General features: G+C 72.2%; 14 protein-coding genes. 7 read left to right on the top strand and 7 right to left on the bottom strand.

Annotated features, from left to right (window positions below; translation table 11 throughout):
* Positions 1-61: 61 nt before the first annotated feature.
* Positions 62-1510 carry a D-alanyl-D-alanine carboxypeptidase/D-alanyl-D-alanine endopeptidase gene (gene dacB / locus ACSMXR_RS15940; RefSeq protein ID WP_473172160.1) on the bottom strand — a complete coding sequence of 483 codons (1449 nt, stop codon included), beginning with the start codon at positions 1508-1510 and terminating at the stop codon, positions 62-64.
* A gap of 113 nt (positions 1511-1623) precedes the next feature.
* Here dacB and ACSMXR_RS15945 point away from each other — a divergent pair, with 113 nt between their 5' ends.
* The gene (locus ACSMXR_RS15945) at positions 1624-2118 is read left to right on the top strand and encodes an inorganic diphosphatase (protein WP_018514302.1); all 495 of its coding nucleotides are present in this window, start codon (positions 1624-1626) and stop codon (positions 2116-2118) included.
* 188 nt (positions 2119-2306) lie between these two features.
* Complete coding sequence (locus ACSMXR_RS15950) at positions 2307-4010, top strand: threonine/serine exporter family protein (protein ID WP_473172161.1); 1704 nt, start codon at positions 2307-2309, stop codon at positions 4008-4010.
* A gap of 82 nt (positions 4011-4092) precedes the next feature.
* Here the strand turns inward: ACSMXR_RS15950 and ACSMXR_RS15955 are convergent, their stop codons facing one another.
* Entirely contained in the window at positions 4093-4818 is a 726-nt protein-coding gene (locus ACSMXR_RS15955) for a DedA family protein (protein WP_137234979.1), read from the bottom strand.
* Positions 4819-4970: 152 nt separating this feature from the next.
* Between ACSMXR_RS15955 and ACSMXR_RS15960 the strand changes: the two genes are divergently transcribed.
* From ACSMXR_RS15960 to gad, 4 genes are all read left to right on the top strand, one after another.
* A complete protein-coding gene (locus tag ACSMXR_RS15960) occupies positions 4971-5336 on the top strand; it encodes a YbjQ family protein (RefSeq protein WP_012380348.1) in 366 nt (121 codons plus the stop codon).
* Between the two features lie 105 nt (positions 5337-5441).
* Positions 5442-6734 carry an ion channel protein gene (locus ACSMXR_RS15965; RefSeq protein WP_473172162.1) on the top strand — a complete coding sequence of 431 codons (1293 nt, stop codon included), beginning with the start codon at positions 5442-5444 and terminating at the stop codon, positions 6732-6734.
* 162 nt (positions 6735-6896) lie between these two features.
* On the top strand, positions 6897-7520 hold the full coding sequence (wrbA, locus tag ACSMXR_RS15970) for an NAD(P)H:quinone oxidoreductase (protein WP_137234981.1): 624 nt from the start codon (positions 6897-6899) through the stop codon (positions 7518-7520).
* 42 nt (positions 7521-7562) lie between these two features.
* Positions 7563-8990 carry a glutamate decarboxylase gene (gene gad, locus ACSMXR_RS15975; protein ID WP_137234982.1) on the top strand — a complete coding sequence of 476 codons (1428 nt, stop codon included), beginning with the start codon at positions 7563-7565 and terminating at the stop codon, positions 8988-8990.
* 12 nt (positions 8991-9002) lie between these two features.
* On the opposite strand, the gene ACSMXR_RS15980 is transcribed toward gad, so the two are convergent.
* From ACSMXR_RS15980 to ACSMXR_RS15995, 4 genes are all read right to left on the bottom strand, one after another.
* Positions 9003-9839, bottom strand: a complete 837-nt coding sequence (locus ACSMXR_RS15980; protein ID WP_473172163.1) for an ABC transporter permease — start codon at positions 9837-9839, stop codon at positions 9003-9005.
* Positions 9836-10801, bottom strand: a complete 966-nt coding sequence (locus ACSMXR_RS15985; protein ID WP_137234984.1) for an ATP-binding cassette domain-containing protein — start codon at positions 10799-10801, stop codon at positions 9836-9838. Before ACSMXR_RS15985 ends, ACSMXR_RS15980 begins: the two co-directional genes overlap by 4 nt.
* Positions 10802-10896: 95 nt before the next feature.
* Positions 10897-11538 carry a PadR family transcriptional regulator gene (locus ACSMXR_RS15990; protein WP_473172164.1) on the bottom strand — a complete coding sequence of 214 codons (642 nt, stop codon included), beginning with the start codon at positions 11536-11538 and terminating at the stop codon, positions 10897-10899.
* Between the two features lie 28 nt (positions 11539-11566).
* Positions 11567-12856 (bottom strand): MFS transporter, encoded by a 1290-nt coding sequence (locus ACSMXR_RS15995; RefSeq protein WP_473172165.1) that lies wholly within the window; start codon positions 12854-12856, stop codon positions 11567-11569.
* A 64-nt stretch (positions 12857-12920) separates the two neighbouring features.
* On the opposite strand from ACSMXR_RS15995, the gene ACSMXR_RS16000 reads away from it, so the two are divergent.
* Positions 12921-13928 (top strand): GlxA family transcriptional regulator, encoded by a 1008-nt coding sequence (locus ACSMXR_RS16000; RefSeq protein ID WP_473172166.1) that lies wholly within the window; start codon positions 12921-12923, stop codon positions 13926-13928.
* A gap of 7 nt (positions 13929-13935) precedes the next feature.
* On the opposite strand, the gene ACSMXR_RS16005 is transcribed toward ACSMXR_RS16000, so the two are convergent.
* Positions 13936-15393: an aldehyde dehydrogenase family protein gene (locus tag ACSMXR_RS16005; RefSeq protein WP_473172167.1), complete on the bottom strand. Its 1458-nt coding sequence runs from the start codon at positions 15391-15393 to the stop codon at positions 13936-13938.
* Between the last annotated feature and the right edge of the window lie 12 nt (positions 15394-15405).

Raw genomic sequence — 15405 nt, forward strand, 5'->3', positions numbered from 1 at the left:
CGTACGTGAGCCTGTCGCCCCTTGGTGGGGTCTTGCAGGGCTCTTCGGGTACGGCTGCCCCCTAGCCGCCCATTCCGGCGAGGGCGGTGGCCAGGGCGTCGAGGGCGGGTTCGGCCTCGGTCGCGTGGAGGCTGCCGGAGGCGAGGAAGGCGAAGGCGAGCAGCCGGCCCTGTCGGTCGACGACGGTTCCGGCGAGGGCGTTGACGCGGTTGAGGGTGCCGGTCTTGGCGCGGATCAGGCCGGTGCCTCCGGCGTCCTTCTCGTAGCGGCCGTCGAGGGTGCCGCTGAAGCCGGCGATCGGGAGGCCGGTGAGGACGGGGCGCAGTCCGGGGCGGTCGGGGTCGGCGGCGCGGGTGAGGAGGGCGGTGAGGAGGGCGGGGGTGGCCCGGTCCTTGCGGTCCAGGCCGCTGCCGTCGGCGAAGTGGGCGCCGGCCACCGGGATCTTGAGCTTCTTGAGTTCGTTGGTGACGGCGCGGCGGGCCCCGGCGAACGAGGCGCTCTCGCCCTTGGCGATGGCGGTCTGCCGGGCGAGGGCCTCGGCGATGTCGTTGTCGCTGTTGGTGAGGGTGCGCTCGACGAGGGCGGAGAGCGGGGCGGAGCGGTGGGTGGCGACGGTGCGGGCCTTGTCGCCGGCGCGGGCCTCGCGGGGCTCGCCGGTGACCTTCACGCCGGCCTTCTCCAGCTGTGCGGCGAAGGCGCGGGCGGCGTCGCCGGCGGGGTCATCGCTGCGGTCGGCGATGCCGCGGTCGGTGTCGTCGAGGCGGCCCTCGTTGACCATCAGCGCGGTGACGGGCGCGATGTTCTCGTTGGGGCTGATCGGGTGGAGCACGGGGCCGGTGTAGCGGGAGGTGTCGTACGCGAGCCGTACGGAGTCCTTGCCGTCCTCGCGGAGCGCCTCGGCGGCCTTCCCTGCCATCGTGCGCAGGGCCGTCCCGCTGAGCGTGGGGTCGCCGCCGCCGACGAGGGTGAGGGTGCGGGCGTCGGGGGAGAGCGCGGCGGTGGTGGCGATGCGGTGGTCGGGGCCCAGGACGGAGAGCGCTGCGGTGGCGGTGGCGATCTTGATGGTGGAGGCCGGTGTCATCGGCGTGGTGGCGCCGCGTCCGTACAGCTCCTTGCCGGTGGCGGTGTCGATGACGGACGCGGCGACCTCGGTGCCCAGTTCGGGCGCGCCGATGAGCGGGGCGAGGGCGTCGCGGAGCCCGGCGGGGTCCTGGGGGGCGTCGTGGGTGGTGGTGCCGAGGGCCGGGAGGACGGCCGGGGCGCTGGGGGCCGGGCGGGGGCCGTCGGGCGTCGGGCGGCCGTGATGTGCGCCACCTGTTCGGTCCGCGGTGACGGCCAGTGCCCGCTCGGCCTTACGCTGACCGTTGTCCCAGGGGCCGGCGGCGAGGACGGCGCCGGTGGCGACGACCAGGCCGAGCGTGGCGGAGCCTGCGATGACCTGCCAGGTGTACGACCCGTTGCGTCTGTTCTTCAGGACCTTCAGCCTGCCCCACGGGTCCGACGGGCGCATCGACGGTCTTTCCACCGGCTCGGCCACCGTTGACCAGCCCCTTTCGCGAGCACTCTTCTGCGTGGGGGACACTTAATCACCAGTCGTATGTGTTGATCATGGAGGAGCCACCCGTGGAGTTCGACGTCACCATCGAGATCCCGAAGGGTTCGCGGAACAAGTACGAGGTGGACCACGAGACCGGTCGGATCCGCCTGGACCGTCGACTCTTCACCTCGACCAGCTACCCGGCCGACTACGGCTTCGTCGAGAACACCCTCGGCGAGGACGGCGACCCGCTGGACGCGCTGGTCATTCTGGACGAGCCGACCTTCCCGGGTTGCCTCATCAAGTGCCGCGCCATCGGTATGTTCCGGATGACCGACGAGGCGGGCGGCGACGACAAGCTGCTCTGCGTCCCGGCGTCCGACCCGCGGGTGGAGCACCTGCGCGACATCCACCACGTGTCGGAGTTCGACCGCCTGGAGATCCAGCACTTCTTCGAGGTCTACAAGGACCTGGAGCCGGGCAAGTCCGTCGAGGGCGCCGACTGGGTCGGCCGTACCGAGGCGGAGGCCGAGATCGAGGCCTCGTACAAGCGTCTTGAGGCCCAGGGCGGCAAGCACTGACGTCCCCCTTCCGGTTCCGTTTGTGAGCCGGACGGCCGTCTTCGAACGGGCGGTACACCTTCGCGGGTGTGCCGCCCGTTTCGCTGTCCGCGCTTCCGCGCGTGCGGGGCCCATGCCGGTGGCCATACTGGGCACACGTGCGGCGGGGCGACCCCCAGTGACGTGCAGTCGAGCAGGAACGAGGTCGAGTGGTGGCGGAATCGGGCGGTCCTGAGGACCAGAAGCCCCAGTCCGACGAGGCGCGGAGCGCTTTCGCTCCGCCCGCGGGGACGATGCATCCGGTGCCGCCGCCCGAGGAGGACCATCCGACGTCGGAGTTCGCCATCCCGACCGGGGTGCAGCAGGAGCCGGGCGGTCCGGCCGCGTCGGGCGGCGGTTCCGGGGGCGGTTCGAACTCCGACACGCTGAGTTCCGCTTTCACGCCGCCGAGCACGTACAACGCCCAGCAGGCGCCGCCCGCGTTCACCCCGGCGCAGGGCATTCCGATGGTCAAGCTGACCAAGGAGGCGCCCTGGCAGGACCGGATGCGCACGATGCTGCGGATGCCGGTGACCGAGCGTCCGGCCACGGAGGCGATCCAGCGCACCGACGACGAGACGGGCCCCGCGGTGCCGCGCGTGCTCGACCTGACGCTGCGTATCGGGGAGCTGCTGCTGGCGGGCGGCGAGGGCGCCGAGGACGTCGAGGCGGCGATGTTCGCGGTGACCCGGTCCTACGGTCTCGACCGCAGCGAGCCGACCGTCACGTTCACGCTGCTGTCCATCTCGCACCAGCCGTCGCTGGTCGACGACCCGGTGACGGCGAGCCGTACGGTACGCCGCCGGGGCACCGACTACACCCGGCTGGCGGCCGTGTTCCGGCTGGTCGACGACATCACGAACACGGACGCCGAGGTGTCGCTGGAGGAGGCCTACCGGCGGCTCGCGGAGATCCGCCGTAACCGCCACCCCTACCCGGGCTGGGTGCTGACGGCGGCCGCCGGGCTGCTGGCCGGTTCGGCTTCGGTGCTGGTGGGCGGCGGGTTCCTGGTGTTCGTCGTGGCGGCGGCGGGTGCGATGCTCGGCGACCGGCTCGCGTGGCTGTGCGCCGGGCGCGGGCTGCCGGAGTTCTACCAGTTCACGGTGGCCGCGATGCCGCCCGCCGCGATGGGGGTGGCGCTGACGCTGACGCATTCGACGGACATCCGCCCGTCCGCGGTGATCACCGGTGGGCTGTTCGCGCTGCTGCCGGGGCGGGCGCTGGTGGCGGGGGTGCAGGACGGGCTGACCGGCTACTACATCACCGCCTCCGCCCGGCTGCTGGAGGTCATGTATTTCTTCATCGGGATCGTCGCGGGCGTGCTGATCGTCCTGTACCTGGGGCTCCAGCTGGGGGCGCAGCTCAACCCCGAGGCCCGGTTCACGCCGTACAACGAGCCGGTGGTCCAGATCCTGGCGTCGATGGCGCTGAGCCTGGCCTTCGCCGTGCTGCTCCAGCAGGAGCGGTCGACCGTGCTGGCGGTCACCCTGAACGGCGGCGTGGCCTGGATCATCTTCGGGGCGATGGCCCGGACCGGGAACATCTCGCCGGTCGCGGCGACGGCGGTGGCGGCCGGGCTGGTCGGCCTGTTCGGCCAGCTGTTCTCGCGCTACCGGTTCCACTCCTCGCTGCCGTACATCACGGCGGCGATCGGGCCGCTGCTGCCCGGTTCGGCGACGTACTTCGGTCTGCTGGGCGTGGCGCAGAACGAGCTGGACACCGGGCTGGCCTCGCTGTCGACGGCGGTCGCGACGGCGCTGGCCATCGCGATCGGGGTGAACCTGGGGAGCGAGATCTCCCGGCTGTTCATGGGGGTGCCGGGCGCGGTCGGCGGGGCGAGCCGGCGGGCGGCGAAGCGGACCCGGGGGTTCTGAGCCCGCGGGTTTCGTGGCCGTACGTATGCCGTGCGTACGCCGGTACGCAGTACGAGCGCCGTACGCACGCCGGTACGCGGGGTCAGCGCTTGGCGTGACGGCCGCGCTGGCCGGAGGAGGGGCCGTTGCCGCCCGCCGGGGGGCGGCCGGAGCCGTCGCCGTCCGGCGCCTCGGCGGCGGCCGCCTTCTTGTTCTGGCTGCGGGCCCGCAGCACCTCGATCACGATCGGCACCACGGAGATGAGCACGATCAGGATGAGGATCATCTCGATGTGCTCGTGCACGAAGTCGATCTTGCCGAGCAGCGCTCCGAGCACGGTGACGCCGACGCCCCAGAGGATCGCGCCGACGACGTTGTACGTGATGAAGGAGCGGTAGTTCATCCGGCTGACGCCCGCGATGATCGGCGTGAAGGTGCGCACGATGGGCACGAAGCGCGCCAGGACCAGGGACTTCGGGCCGTGCTTCTCGAAGAACTCGTGGGCCTTCTCGACGTTCTCCTGCTTGAAGAGGCGGGAGTCGGGGCGTCTGAAGAGGGCGGGGCCGACCTTGCGGCCGAAGAGGTAGCCCACCTGGTCACCGACGATCGCGGCGACGGCGATCAGCGTGCAGACCAGCCACAGCGGGTACTTCAGCTGCCCCGTGGTCACCAGCAGACCCGTGGTGAACAGCAGCGAGTCGCCGGGCAGGAAGAACCCGATCAGGAGGCCGGACTCGGCGAAGACGATGAGAAGGAGGCCGGGGAGCCCGAACGTGTTGAGCAGATAGTCCGGGTCCAGCCAGCTCGGTCCGAGCGCAAGCGTATTCAAGGGTCCGGGCTCCAGGATGATGTGTGCGATGGCGGCTCTGTGGCTGCCCCAAGCTATCAACGCCCGATGGACGTCCGTGGTTCCAGTGGCGCACAGCGGGAATGCGCATCCCGGGAAGCGGCCCGAAGCTGATCACAGGAGGTGCCACAAACATGGGCATTGAGGAATTCGGTGGCGGCCAGGCGGCCCAGGCGGACGTGCTGGTCGTCACCACGAACGACGTACCCGGCTACCAGGTGACCCAGGTCATCGGCGAGGTCTTCGGGCTGACCGTACGGTCGCGCCATCTCGGCAGCCAGATCGGCGCCGGGCTGAAGTCGATGATCGGCGGCGAGCTGAAGGGGCTGACGAAGACCCTGGTCGAGACCCGCAACCAGGCGATGGAGCGGCTGGTGGAGCAGGCGCGGGCGCGGGGCGCGAACGCGGTCCTGATGATGCGCTTCGACGTCACCGAGGCGGCGGACGTCGGCACGGAGGTCTGTGCGTACGGGACGGCGGCGGTGATCAGCAAGGTGTGAGGCGGGCACGGGCCCGGGCGGGTGCGGCTGCCGCGTGCGTGTGACGCGGGGCCACCGGGCCGCCATTGAAGGGTTTTGCCCGTTTCATCGCCCTAGGGTGGGCCGGTGGCCCCCGAATCCCCCGCTCCCCCGCCGGCTCCCCCGCACCCTCCGGCCGCCCCGGCCCGGCGGCTGCTGCCGCTCGTGCTGCCCGCGATCGTCGTCGGCGTCGTCTGCGCGCTGATCCTGCTCGGCGTGAGCCTGCTGGCGGAACAGCTCCAGGACGTGCTCTGGGAGACCCTGCCCGACACGCTCGGGGTGGGGCGGTTCTCCTCGCTGTGGATGGTCGTGATGCTCACCGCGACCGGCCTCGCGGTGGGGCTCGTCCTGCGGTCCGTGCCCGGTCACGGCGGCCCGGACCCGGCCACCACCGGGCTGGTCGACGCCCCGATGCGGCCCGGCATCGTGCCCGGGCTGCTCCTGGTGACGGTCCTGGCGCTGGCGGGCGGGGTGAGCCTCGGGCCGGAGAACCCGATCACCGCGGCCAACATCGCGCTGGCCTTCTGGCTCGGCCGGCGGTTCGCGCCCGGCGCTCCGGGCGAGCTGTGGGTGGCGCTGGCGGCGGCCGGGACGATCGGGGCGCTCTTCGGCACGCCGATCGCCGCCGCGCTGATCCTCTCCGAGGCGCTGGCCTCGCAGCCGGGCCCCGGGGCGTTCTGGGACCGGCTGTTCGCCCCGCTCGCGGCGGGCACGGCGGGGGCGCTGACCATGTCGCTGATCGCCCACCCCAGCTTCGACCTGTCGCTCCCGGCGTACGACGGACCGCACTGGGGCGATCTGCTCTCCGCCCTGCTGATCGCCTCGGCGGGCGCGCTCCTCGGGCTGCTCGCGGTGTACGCGTTCCCGGTGGCGCACCGGGTCTTCACGGCGCTGCGGCATCCGGTGCTCGCCCTGACCGCGGGCGGTCTGGTGCTGGGGCTGCTCGGCGCGCTGGGCGGCCATCTCACCCTCTTCAAGGGGCTCGACGAGGTGAAGGAGATCGCCGGGGACCCGGACGGCTGGTCGGCCGCGGAGTTCGCGGGGATGGCGGTGGTGAAGACGGCCGCGCTCGTGATCGCGGCCACCTGCGGCTTCCGGGGCGGCCGGATCTTCCCGGCGGTCTTCGTCGGGGTGTCGCTCGGGCTCTGCGCCCACGCGCTCGTCGACGCGGTCCCGGCGTCGCTCGCGGTGTCCTGCGCGGTGCTGGGCGTCCTGCTCGCCGTCACCCGGCAGGGCTGGGTGAGCCTGTTCACCGCGGCGGTGCTGGTCAGCGACGCGTCCGTGCTGCCGCTGCTGTGCGCGGCCACCCTGCCCGCCTGGCTGCTGGTCACCGGGCGGGCCCAGATGCAGCTGGACGGCGACGGGAAGTCGCTGCGCTAGGCGAGCGGCGTACCCGGTCACGGGGGCGGTCACGGAGAAGGACCCGTCCGACGCGCCGGAAGCGGCGAACCTCCGTATCGTCTGGTTCGTGCGCTGTGCGAGCTTTGCTCGCTGATGCCTCGATACGGTTCCGTATCCGCTGCTCCGACGGAGGTCCCCCGCATGCCCACGCCCGTCAACGTCGCCGTCGTCTACTACTCCTCCACCGGCACCATCGCCACGATCGCGAAGGCGATGGCCGAGGACGCGGAGCGGGCCGGGGCTCAGGTGCGGCTGCGCCGGGCCGCGGAGCTCGCCCCGCAGGCGGCCATCGACTCCAACCCCGCGTGGGCCGAGAACGTGACGAAGACCGCCGACATCCCCGAGGTCACGCCGGACGACATGGTCTGGGCGGACGCGGTGATCTTCGGTACGCCGACCCGGTTCGGGAACATCACCGCCCAGCTGAAGCAGTTCATCGACACGCTCGGCGGGCTGTGGCAGTCGGGGCAGCTCTCCGACAAGGTCTACAGCGGCTTCACCTCCACGGCCACCGCCCACGGCGGCCAGGAGTCCACGCTGCTCGCGCTGTACAACACGATCCACCACTTCGGCGGCATCCTCGTCACCCCCGGGTACACCGACCCCACGAAGTTCGTCGACGGCAACCCGTACGGCACCTCGCACATCGCCGGGCAGGGCGACCTCCCGGTCGGCGAGCAGACGCTCACCGCCGTCCGCGTGCAGGCCGAGCGGGTCGTGAAGTTCACCCGGGCGATCAAGGCGGGCCTGGCGGCGGAGAGCTGACCCCGTACCCGGATCGCTCCGGCCGAGAGAAGGGCTTCCCCCATGCCGCTCCACCGCGGTGCCCACCCGGAACAGGACGAACCCTCCGAGGAGCGGCGCAGGCTCGCCCTGAACCCGTTCTTCGGCGAGGCCGACCCGACGGCCGCGATGAACACCGCGCCGCCCCGGCACCGGCTGCCGGACGGGCCGTTGCCGCCGCTGACGGCGTACCGGCTGGTCCACGACGAGCTGATGCTCGACGGCAACTCCCGGCTCAACCTGGCCACGTTCGTCACCACCTGGATGGAGCCGCAGGCCGGCGTCCTGATGGGCGAGTGCCGGGACAAGAACATGATCGACAAGGACGAGTACCCGCGCACCGCCGAGCTGGAGCGGCGCTGTGTGGCGATGCTCGCCGACCTGTGGAACGCGCCCGATCCGGTGTCCACCGTGGGGTGTTCGACCACCGGGTCGAGCGAGGCGTGCATGCTGGCGGGGCTCGCCCTGAAGCGGCGGTGGGCGAAGCGGAACGCGGACCGCTATCCGGCGACGGCACGGCCCAATCTGGTGATGGGCGTCAATGTGCAGGTCTGCTGGGAGAAGTTCTGCACCTTCTGGGAGGTGGAGGCCCGGCAGGTCCCGATGGAGGGCGGCCGCTTCCATCTCGACCCGCAGGCCGCCGCCGAACTCTGCGACGAGAACACCATCGGGGTCGTCGGCATCCTCGGCTCCACCTTCGACGGGTCCTACGAACCGATCGCCGATCTGTGCGCGGCCCTGGACGCCCTCCAGGAGCGCACCGGACTCGACATCCCGGTCCATGTGGACGGGGCGTCCGGCGCGATGGTGGCGCCCTTCCTCGACCCGGACCTGGTGTGGGACTTCCGGCTGCCGAGGGTGTCGTCGATCAACACCTCGGGCCACAAGTACGGCCTGGTCTACCCGGGCGTCGGCTGGGCGCTGTGGCGTACGGCGGACGAGCTGCCGGAGGAGCTGGTCTTCCGGGTGAACTACCTGGGCGGCGACATGCCGACGTTCGCGCTGAACTTCTCCCGGCCCGGGGCGCAGGTGGTCGCGCAGTACTACACGTTCCTGCGCCTCGGGCACGACGGCTACCGGGCGGTCCAGCAGGCCTCCCGGGACGTGGCCCGCGGACTGGCCCGCTCGATCGAGGAGTTGGGCGACTTCCGGCTGCTCACCCGGGGCGACGAGCTGCCGGTGTTCGCCTTCACGACCACCGCCGACGTGCACGCGTACGACGTGTTCGACGTGTCGCGCCGGCTGCGCGAGCACGGCTGGCTGGTGCCCGCGTACACCTTCCCCGCCAACCGGCAGGATCTGTCGGTGCTGCGGGTGGTGTGCCGCAACGGGTTCTCCTCCGACCTGGCCGAGCTGCTGATCGAGGACCTGAAGCTGCTGCTGCCCGAACTGCGGGCGCAGAAGCATCCGTTGAGCCATGACCGGAAGGCCGCTACGGCCTTCCACCACTAGGGGAAGGGTCCGCTAACGGCTCAGCCGCGCGAACTTCCGTACCGCCAGCGGGAAGAACACCGCGATGATGGCCACCGGCCAGAGGACCGCGAGCAGTTGGGCGTGTTCGGCGGCCCAGGATCCGGTGGCGCCGCCCGGGTTGCCGAACAGCTCCCGTACGGCGGTGGCCGTCGCCGACATCGGGTTCCACTCGACCACCGCGCCCAGCCACCCCGGCATCGACTCCGGGGTGGCGAACACGTTGGAGAGGAAGCCGACCGGCCAGACCAGGATCTGGACCGCCGTGACCATCTCCGGCCGCCCGGCCACCATGGCCAGCTGGATGCCGACCCAGAGCATCGCGAACCGCAGCAGGAGCAGCAGCCCCACCGCGCCCAGCGCGGCGGCCGCCCCGTTGTGCCAGCGCCAGCCGACCGCGTACCCGGTCCCGGTCATCACCGCGAGCGCGACCGCCGACTGGAGCATGTCCGCGGCGCTGCGGCCGACCAGAACGGCCCCCGGGACCATCGGCATCGAGCGGAAGCGGTCGATGACGCCCTTGCCGAGGTCCTGGGTGACCGCGAGCATCGTGCCCTCCAGGCCGAAGGCCATGGTCAGCGCGAGCATCCCGGGGACCAGGTACTCGGTGGGGTCGCCCGCCACGCCCCGGCCGCCGCCGACCAGATACGTGAACATCAGGAGCAGCATCACCGGGAAGACCAGGCCCACGAGCACCTCGACGGGCTGCCGGGCCCAGTGCGCCAGTTCGCGGCGGGTCATCGTCCAGGAGTCGGTCAGCGCCCAGCCGAGCCGGGAGGACGCCCCGCCGCCGTCCGGTCCGGGAACCGCCGTCGTCGTCGCCGCGCTCATGCCGCCACCCCGGCCTTCTCCGTACGCCGCTCCTCGGCGGGCCGCCCGGTCAGCGACAGGAACACCTCGTCCAGGGTCGGGCGGCGCACCGCGATGTCCTCCGCCTCGATACCCGCCTCCTCCAGTACCCGCACCGTCCGGGTCAGGGCCGCCATCCGGTCCGGGGCGGGCGCGCCGATCCGCCGCCGGTCGGCGTCGACCGCCAGGTCCGTGCCGCCGAGCAGCGCGGCCGCCTCCACCAGCCGGGAGGCGTCGCGCAGCACGATGTCGATCCGGTCGCCGCCGACGAGGGCCTTCAGCTCGTCGGGGGTGCCCTCGGCGACCGCCCGGCCGTCGTCGATCAGCGAGATCCGGTCGGCCAACTGGTCCGCCTCGTCCAGATATTGCGTGGTCAGCAGCACCGTGGTGCCGCCGCCGACCAGGGACCGCACCGCGTCCCACACCTCGGTCCGGCCGCGCGGGTCGAGGCCGGTCGTCGGCTCGTCCAGGAACAGCACGTCCGGATCGGTGATCAGCGACGCGGCCAGGTCCAGCCGTCTGCGCATGCCGCCGCTGTACTGCTTCACGGCCTTGCGCCCGGTGTCCGCGAGGCCGAACCGCTCCAGCAGTTCGTCCGCCCGGCTGCCCGCCCGGCGTGCGCCCAGGTGGTACAGCCGCCCGAACATCTCCAGGTTCTGCCGCCCGCCGAGCTGTTCGTCCACCGCCGCGTGCTGCCCGAGCAGCCCGATCCTGCGCCGCACCTCGCCCGCCCGCTCGCGGACGTCGAGGCCGGCCACGGTCACCCGGCCCGCGTCGTGACGCAGCAGCGTCGACATGATCCGTACGGCGGTGGTCTTGCCCGCGCCGTTGGGGCCGAGCACTCCGTGCACGGTGCCGCTGCCGACGGCCAGGTCCAGTCCGTCCAGAGCGCGCTTCTCCCCGTACCGCTTGTGCACACCGTCCATGACGATCGCGTCGGTCACGTTCCCCGCCACCCTTCCGGGCCTTCGCCCCGCTCGTAGTCAAACTTGACTAGTGGCTCGAAGGTAAACCCCGGTCCCACATTAGTCAAACTTGATCAGTCGTGGTCCCCGGGATCGGGAACACCGGTGGCGTACGGGTTCTCCTCGCCCTCGGCGAGCACGCCGACGAACGGGTCGCCCTCGCCCGCGAAGGTGTACGCGCCGCCCTCGATACGGGCGATCAGGCCCCGGGTCCACTCCGCGCCGGTGTCGGCCGAGTGCACCCACAGATTCATGATCTCGCCGATGTGGCCGAGGGATTCGAGGCCCTCCTCGGGCGTGTAGTACTCGGTGACCGAGTCCCGCCAGCCCTTCATGGCCTCGATCCGCTCCTCGAGCAGCGCGACCGCCTCCGCGCGGGGCAGGTCCACGATGAACCCGATCGCCGCCGAGAGGACGTCCATGTCCTGGTCGTAGGAGCGGATGGCGTCACGCAGCAGGGTGCGGTACTCCGCCAGCCCCGCCTCCGTGACCTCGTACTCCGTGCGCGGCGGGCCGCCGGCCGTGGAGGGCGCCGTCTCGTGCGCGAGGAGCAGCCCCTGCTTCGCCATCTGCTTCAGGGCGTGGTAGATCGACCCGGGCTTGGCGTTGGACCACTCGTGCGCGCCCCAGTACTCCAGGTCGTTGCGGACCTGATAGCCGTGTGCGCGGCCGTGCATACGCACGGCGCCGAGGACCAGCAGCCGGATCGCGGACATGACACCCATCTTTCCTATTCAACTTTGACTAGGGTAGCCCGCCGGACTTGCGCACGGCGGGCCGGTGTGCCCCGGCACGCAGCGCCTGGGCCAGCAGCGCCGCGACGAGGCAGCCGGCCGCCAGCGCCGCCCACACCACGTCGTAACCGCCGAACGCGTCCCGTGCGGTGGCGCCGAGGAAGGCCGAGGCGCCCGCGCCCAGTTGGTGGGCCGCGTTGGTCCAGCCGAAGACGACCGGGCCGTCCGCCCCGTACACCCGGCGGGCCAGCTCGATGACGGGCGGCACGGTCGCGACGTCGACGAGGCCGTAGACCGCCACGAACAGGAGCATCGGGGCCGTGACCGAGGAGGTGAACACCAGCGGCAGCGCGAGGAGCGTGAGCGCGCGGACGGCGAAGCAGACGGTCAGCAGGCGGCGCGGGTCGCAGCGATCGGTCAGCCAGCCGGCCAGGAGCGCGCCGAGGGCGGAGAAGACCCCGACGAGCGACAGCAGCGAGGCCGCCGCCGTGGCCCGCATGCCGTGATCGTGCGCGGCGGGCGCCCAGTTGGACCACATGATGCCGTTGGTGGACGCCCCGCAGAGCGCGAACATCCCGGCCAGCAGCCAGAACGGGCCGGTGCGGGCGGCCCGCGCGAGAACCTTCACGGTGCGCATCGCCGCTCCGGGCGCCGGAGCCGTACGGGGCACGAACTCCGGTGCCCCGTACGGCTTTACGCCCGCATCGGCCGGGTGGTCGCGCAGCAGCAGGAACACCGCGGCGGCGACCGCCAGGGCCACCAGCGCCAGCGTCACCACCGGCGGCCGCCAGCCGAAGCGGTCGACGGACCAGGCCAGCAGCGGCAGGAAGAGCAACTGGCCCAGATGGCTGGCGGAGCCGAGCGCACCGGTCACCAGACCGCGCCTCCGGTCGAACCAGCGGGCGGTGACCCCGGCGGCGAAGGTCATGGTCAGACAGCCGCTGCCGAGGCCGATCAGCACGCCCCAGTACGCGACCAGCTGCCACGGCCGCGTCATCGCCCCGGTGAGCAGCGCCCCCGCCGCGACCAGCAGCAGCGCGCCCACGACGACCCGGCGGGCCCCGATCCGGTCCATCAGCGCCGCCGCGAACGGGGCGGTGAGGCCGAAGAGCACCATGTTCACCGAGGCGGCGAGCGCGATCTGCCCGCGCTCCCAGGCGTACTCCTCGTGCAGGGGTGTCACCAGCAGGCCCGGCACGGTGGTGAACGCCCCGGCCGTGACGATGGCGGCGCCGGCGACGGCGGCCATCAGCCAGGCGCGGTGGGCACGGGCGGGCCGGACGGATGTCGAAGAGGCCATACGGGCAGCCTGGCGAGCGGGGGCCGCCGCCACGAGTGTCCTGATGGACCAGGTGCGCAAGGATATGGCCATGACGGTTTTCACCCACCCCGGGCGGCACCGGGTCGCCGTGCTCGCCCGCGAGGTCCTGCTCCCCATCGAGCTGGGCATCGTGCACCAGCTCTTCGGCCAAGCCCGGTGCGGGGCGTCGGCGGACGGCGAGCCGCTGTACGAGGTCGCCACCTGCGCCCCGAGCCCCGGGGACGTCCGCACGGACGGCGACTTCACCGTGGCCGTCCCGCACGGGCCCGAGGCGCTGGCCGAGGCCGACACGGTGATCGTCCTGTCGTCGTACGAGGACTACGTCCAGGAGGAGCCGGTCCTCCCGGCCCCGCTGGCGGAGGCCTTCGCGCTGATCCGGCCCGGCGCGCGGGTGGCCTCGATCTGCACCGGCGCGTTCGTGCTGGCCTCGGCCGGGCTGCTCGACGGGCACACGGCGACCACCCACTGGCGGTACACGGAGCTCTTCGCCCGGCTCTTCCCGCGGGTGACCCTGGACCCGGACGTGCTCTACACCGACGGCGGGCCCGTACTGACCTCGGCGGGCTGCGCCTCCGGGATCGATCTGTGCCTGCACATGATCCGGTGCGACCATGGGACGGCCGTCGCGAACGACGTGGCCCGGCGCACGGTCGTGCCGCCCCACCGTGAGGGCGGCCAGGCGCAGTTCATCCGGCGGCCGGTGCCCGAGCGGTCGGCTCCGGGGACCTCGGCGGCCCGCGACTGGGCGCTGCGACGGCTCCAGGACCCGATCACCCTGGGGCAGTTGGCGGCCCGGGAGTCGATGAGCGTACGGCATTTCACCCGGCGGTTCCGGGAGGAGGCGGGCCTGCCGCCGATGGCCTGGCTGACCCGGCAACGTATCGAACTGGCCCGGGAGTTGCTGGAGGAGTCGGACCTGCCCGTCGAGCAGGTGGCCGCCCGCACCGGACTCGGCACGGCGGCCAATCTGCGCCTTCACTTCCACGCGGCGCTGGGCGTCTCGCCGAGCGCCTACCGCACCACGTTCCGGGGGCCGGCCCACCGGCCGTGACGGAGGGTCAGTACGGGAAGACCGAGCGGCCGTGCTGGATCGACATCCAGCGCTGCGTGGTGAACGCCTCCACCGCCGCCTCGCCGTTCAGCCGCCCCAGCCCGGACGCCTTCTCCCCGCCGAACGCGACCAGCGGGTCGTCCTGGACGGTGGAGTCGTTGACGTGGAACATCCCGCTGTCGATCCGCCGCGCGAACCGCACCCCGCGCTCCGCGTCCCCGGTGTGGACGGCGCCGCTCAGTCCGTAGGGGCCGTCGTTGACGATGCGTACGGCCTCCTCCTCGCCGTCGCACGTCACCAGCAGGGCCACCGGGCCGAGGATCTCCTGCCGAAGCAGCGGGGAGTCCTCCGCGAGGCCGGTGAGGACGGTCGGGGCCACGACGTTGCCGACGGTCCGGCCGCGCACGAGAGCCGTCGCGCCGTCCGCGACCGCCCGGTCCACCAGGGCGTCCAGCGCATCGGCCTGGAAGGCGTTGATGACGGGCCCGACGGTGGTCTCCGGATCCCTCGGGTCGCCGGCCTTGAGGGCGGCCACCCGGGCGGTGAACTTCTCGGTGAACTCCGCCGCCACCGCCCGGTCCACCAGGATGCGCGTGGCGGCCAGGCAGGTCTGCCCCTGATAGACGAAGCGGCTGAAGAGAGCCGCCCGGACCGCGTGGTCGATGTCCGCGTCCGCGAGCACCACCAGGGCGCTGTTGCCGCCCAGTTCGAGGACGGTCCGCTTGAAGGCCCCGGCGGCGGTGGCGGCGATGTGGCGGCCGACCCGTTCGGAGCCGCTGAACGAGATCACCTTGGGCACGGGGTGCTCGATGAACGCGTCGCCGATCTCGGCGCTGTCGGTGATGACGACGTTGAGCAGCCCGGCCGGCAGCCCCGCGTCCTCGAATATCTTCGCTATCAGTCCGCCGCCGACGATGGGCGCGTTCTGGTGGGGTTTGACGACGACCGCGTTGCCGAGCGCCAGGGCGGGTGCGACGGACTTCATCGTCACCAGGAACGGGAAGTTGAAGGCGCTGATGACGCCCACGACGCCGACGGGCAGCCGGTAGAGCCGGTTCTCCCGGCCGTCGCCCACGGCGGGCAGCAGCCTCCCCGTGGGCCGCAGCGCCTGACGGACCGCCTCGCGCAGGAACTCCGCCGCCGCGTGCACCTCGTGCGCCGCCCGCGACCGGATGCCGCCCAGTTCGTCGATGATCGCCTCGGCGATCTCCTCGGCGCGCTCTTCGGTGATCCGGAGCGCGCGTTCGATGACGGCGCGCCGCTCGTACGGGTTGACGGCGGCCCATTCCCGCTGCGCCCGCTCGGCGGCCCGGTAGGCGCGGTCGACCTCCAGCGCGGTGGCCACGGTGACGGCGGCGAGTTTCTCACCGTTGTAGGGATTGAAATCGATGATGTCCCACGAGCCGCTGCCGTTCAGCCACTCGCCGTCGATGTACTGGTGGGCCAGTTCATGGAAGAAGGACATGCAATCCCTTAC

The organism is Streptomyces sp. DSM 106670, assembly GCF_055792845.1.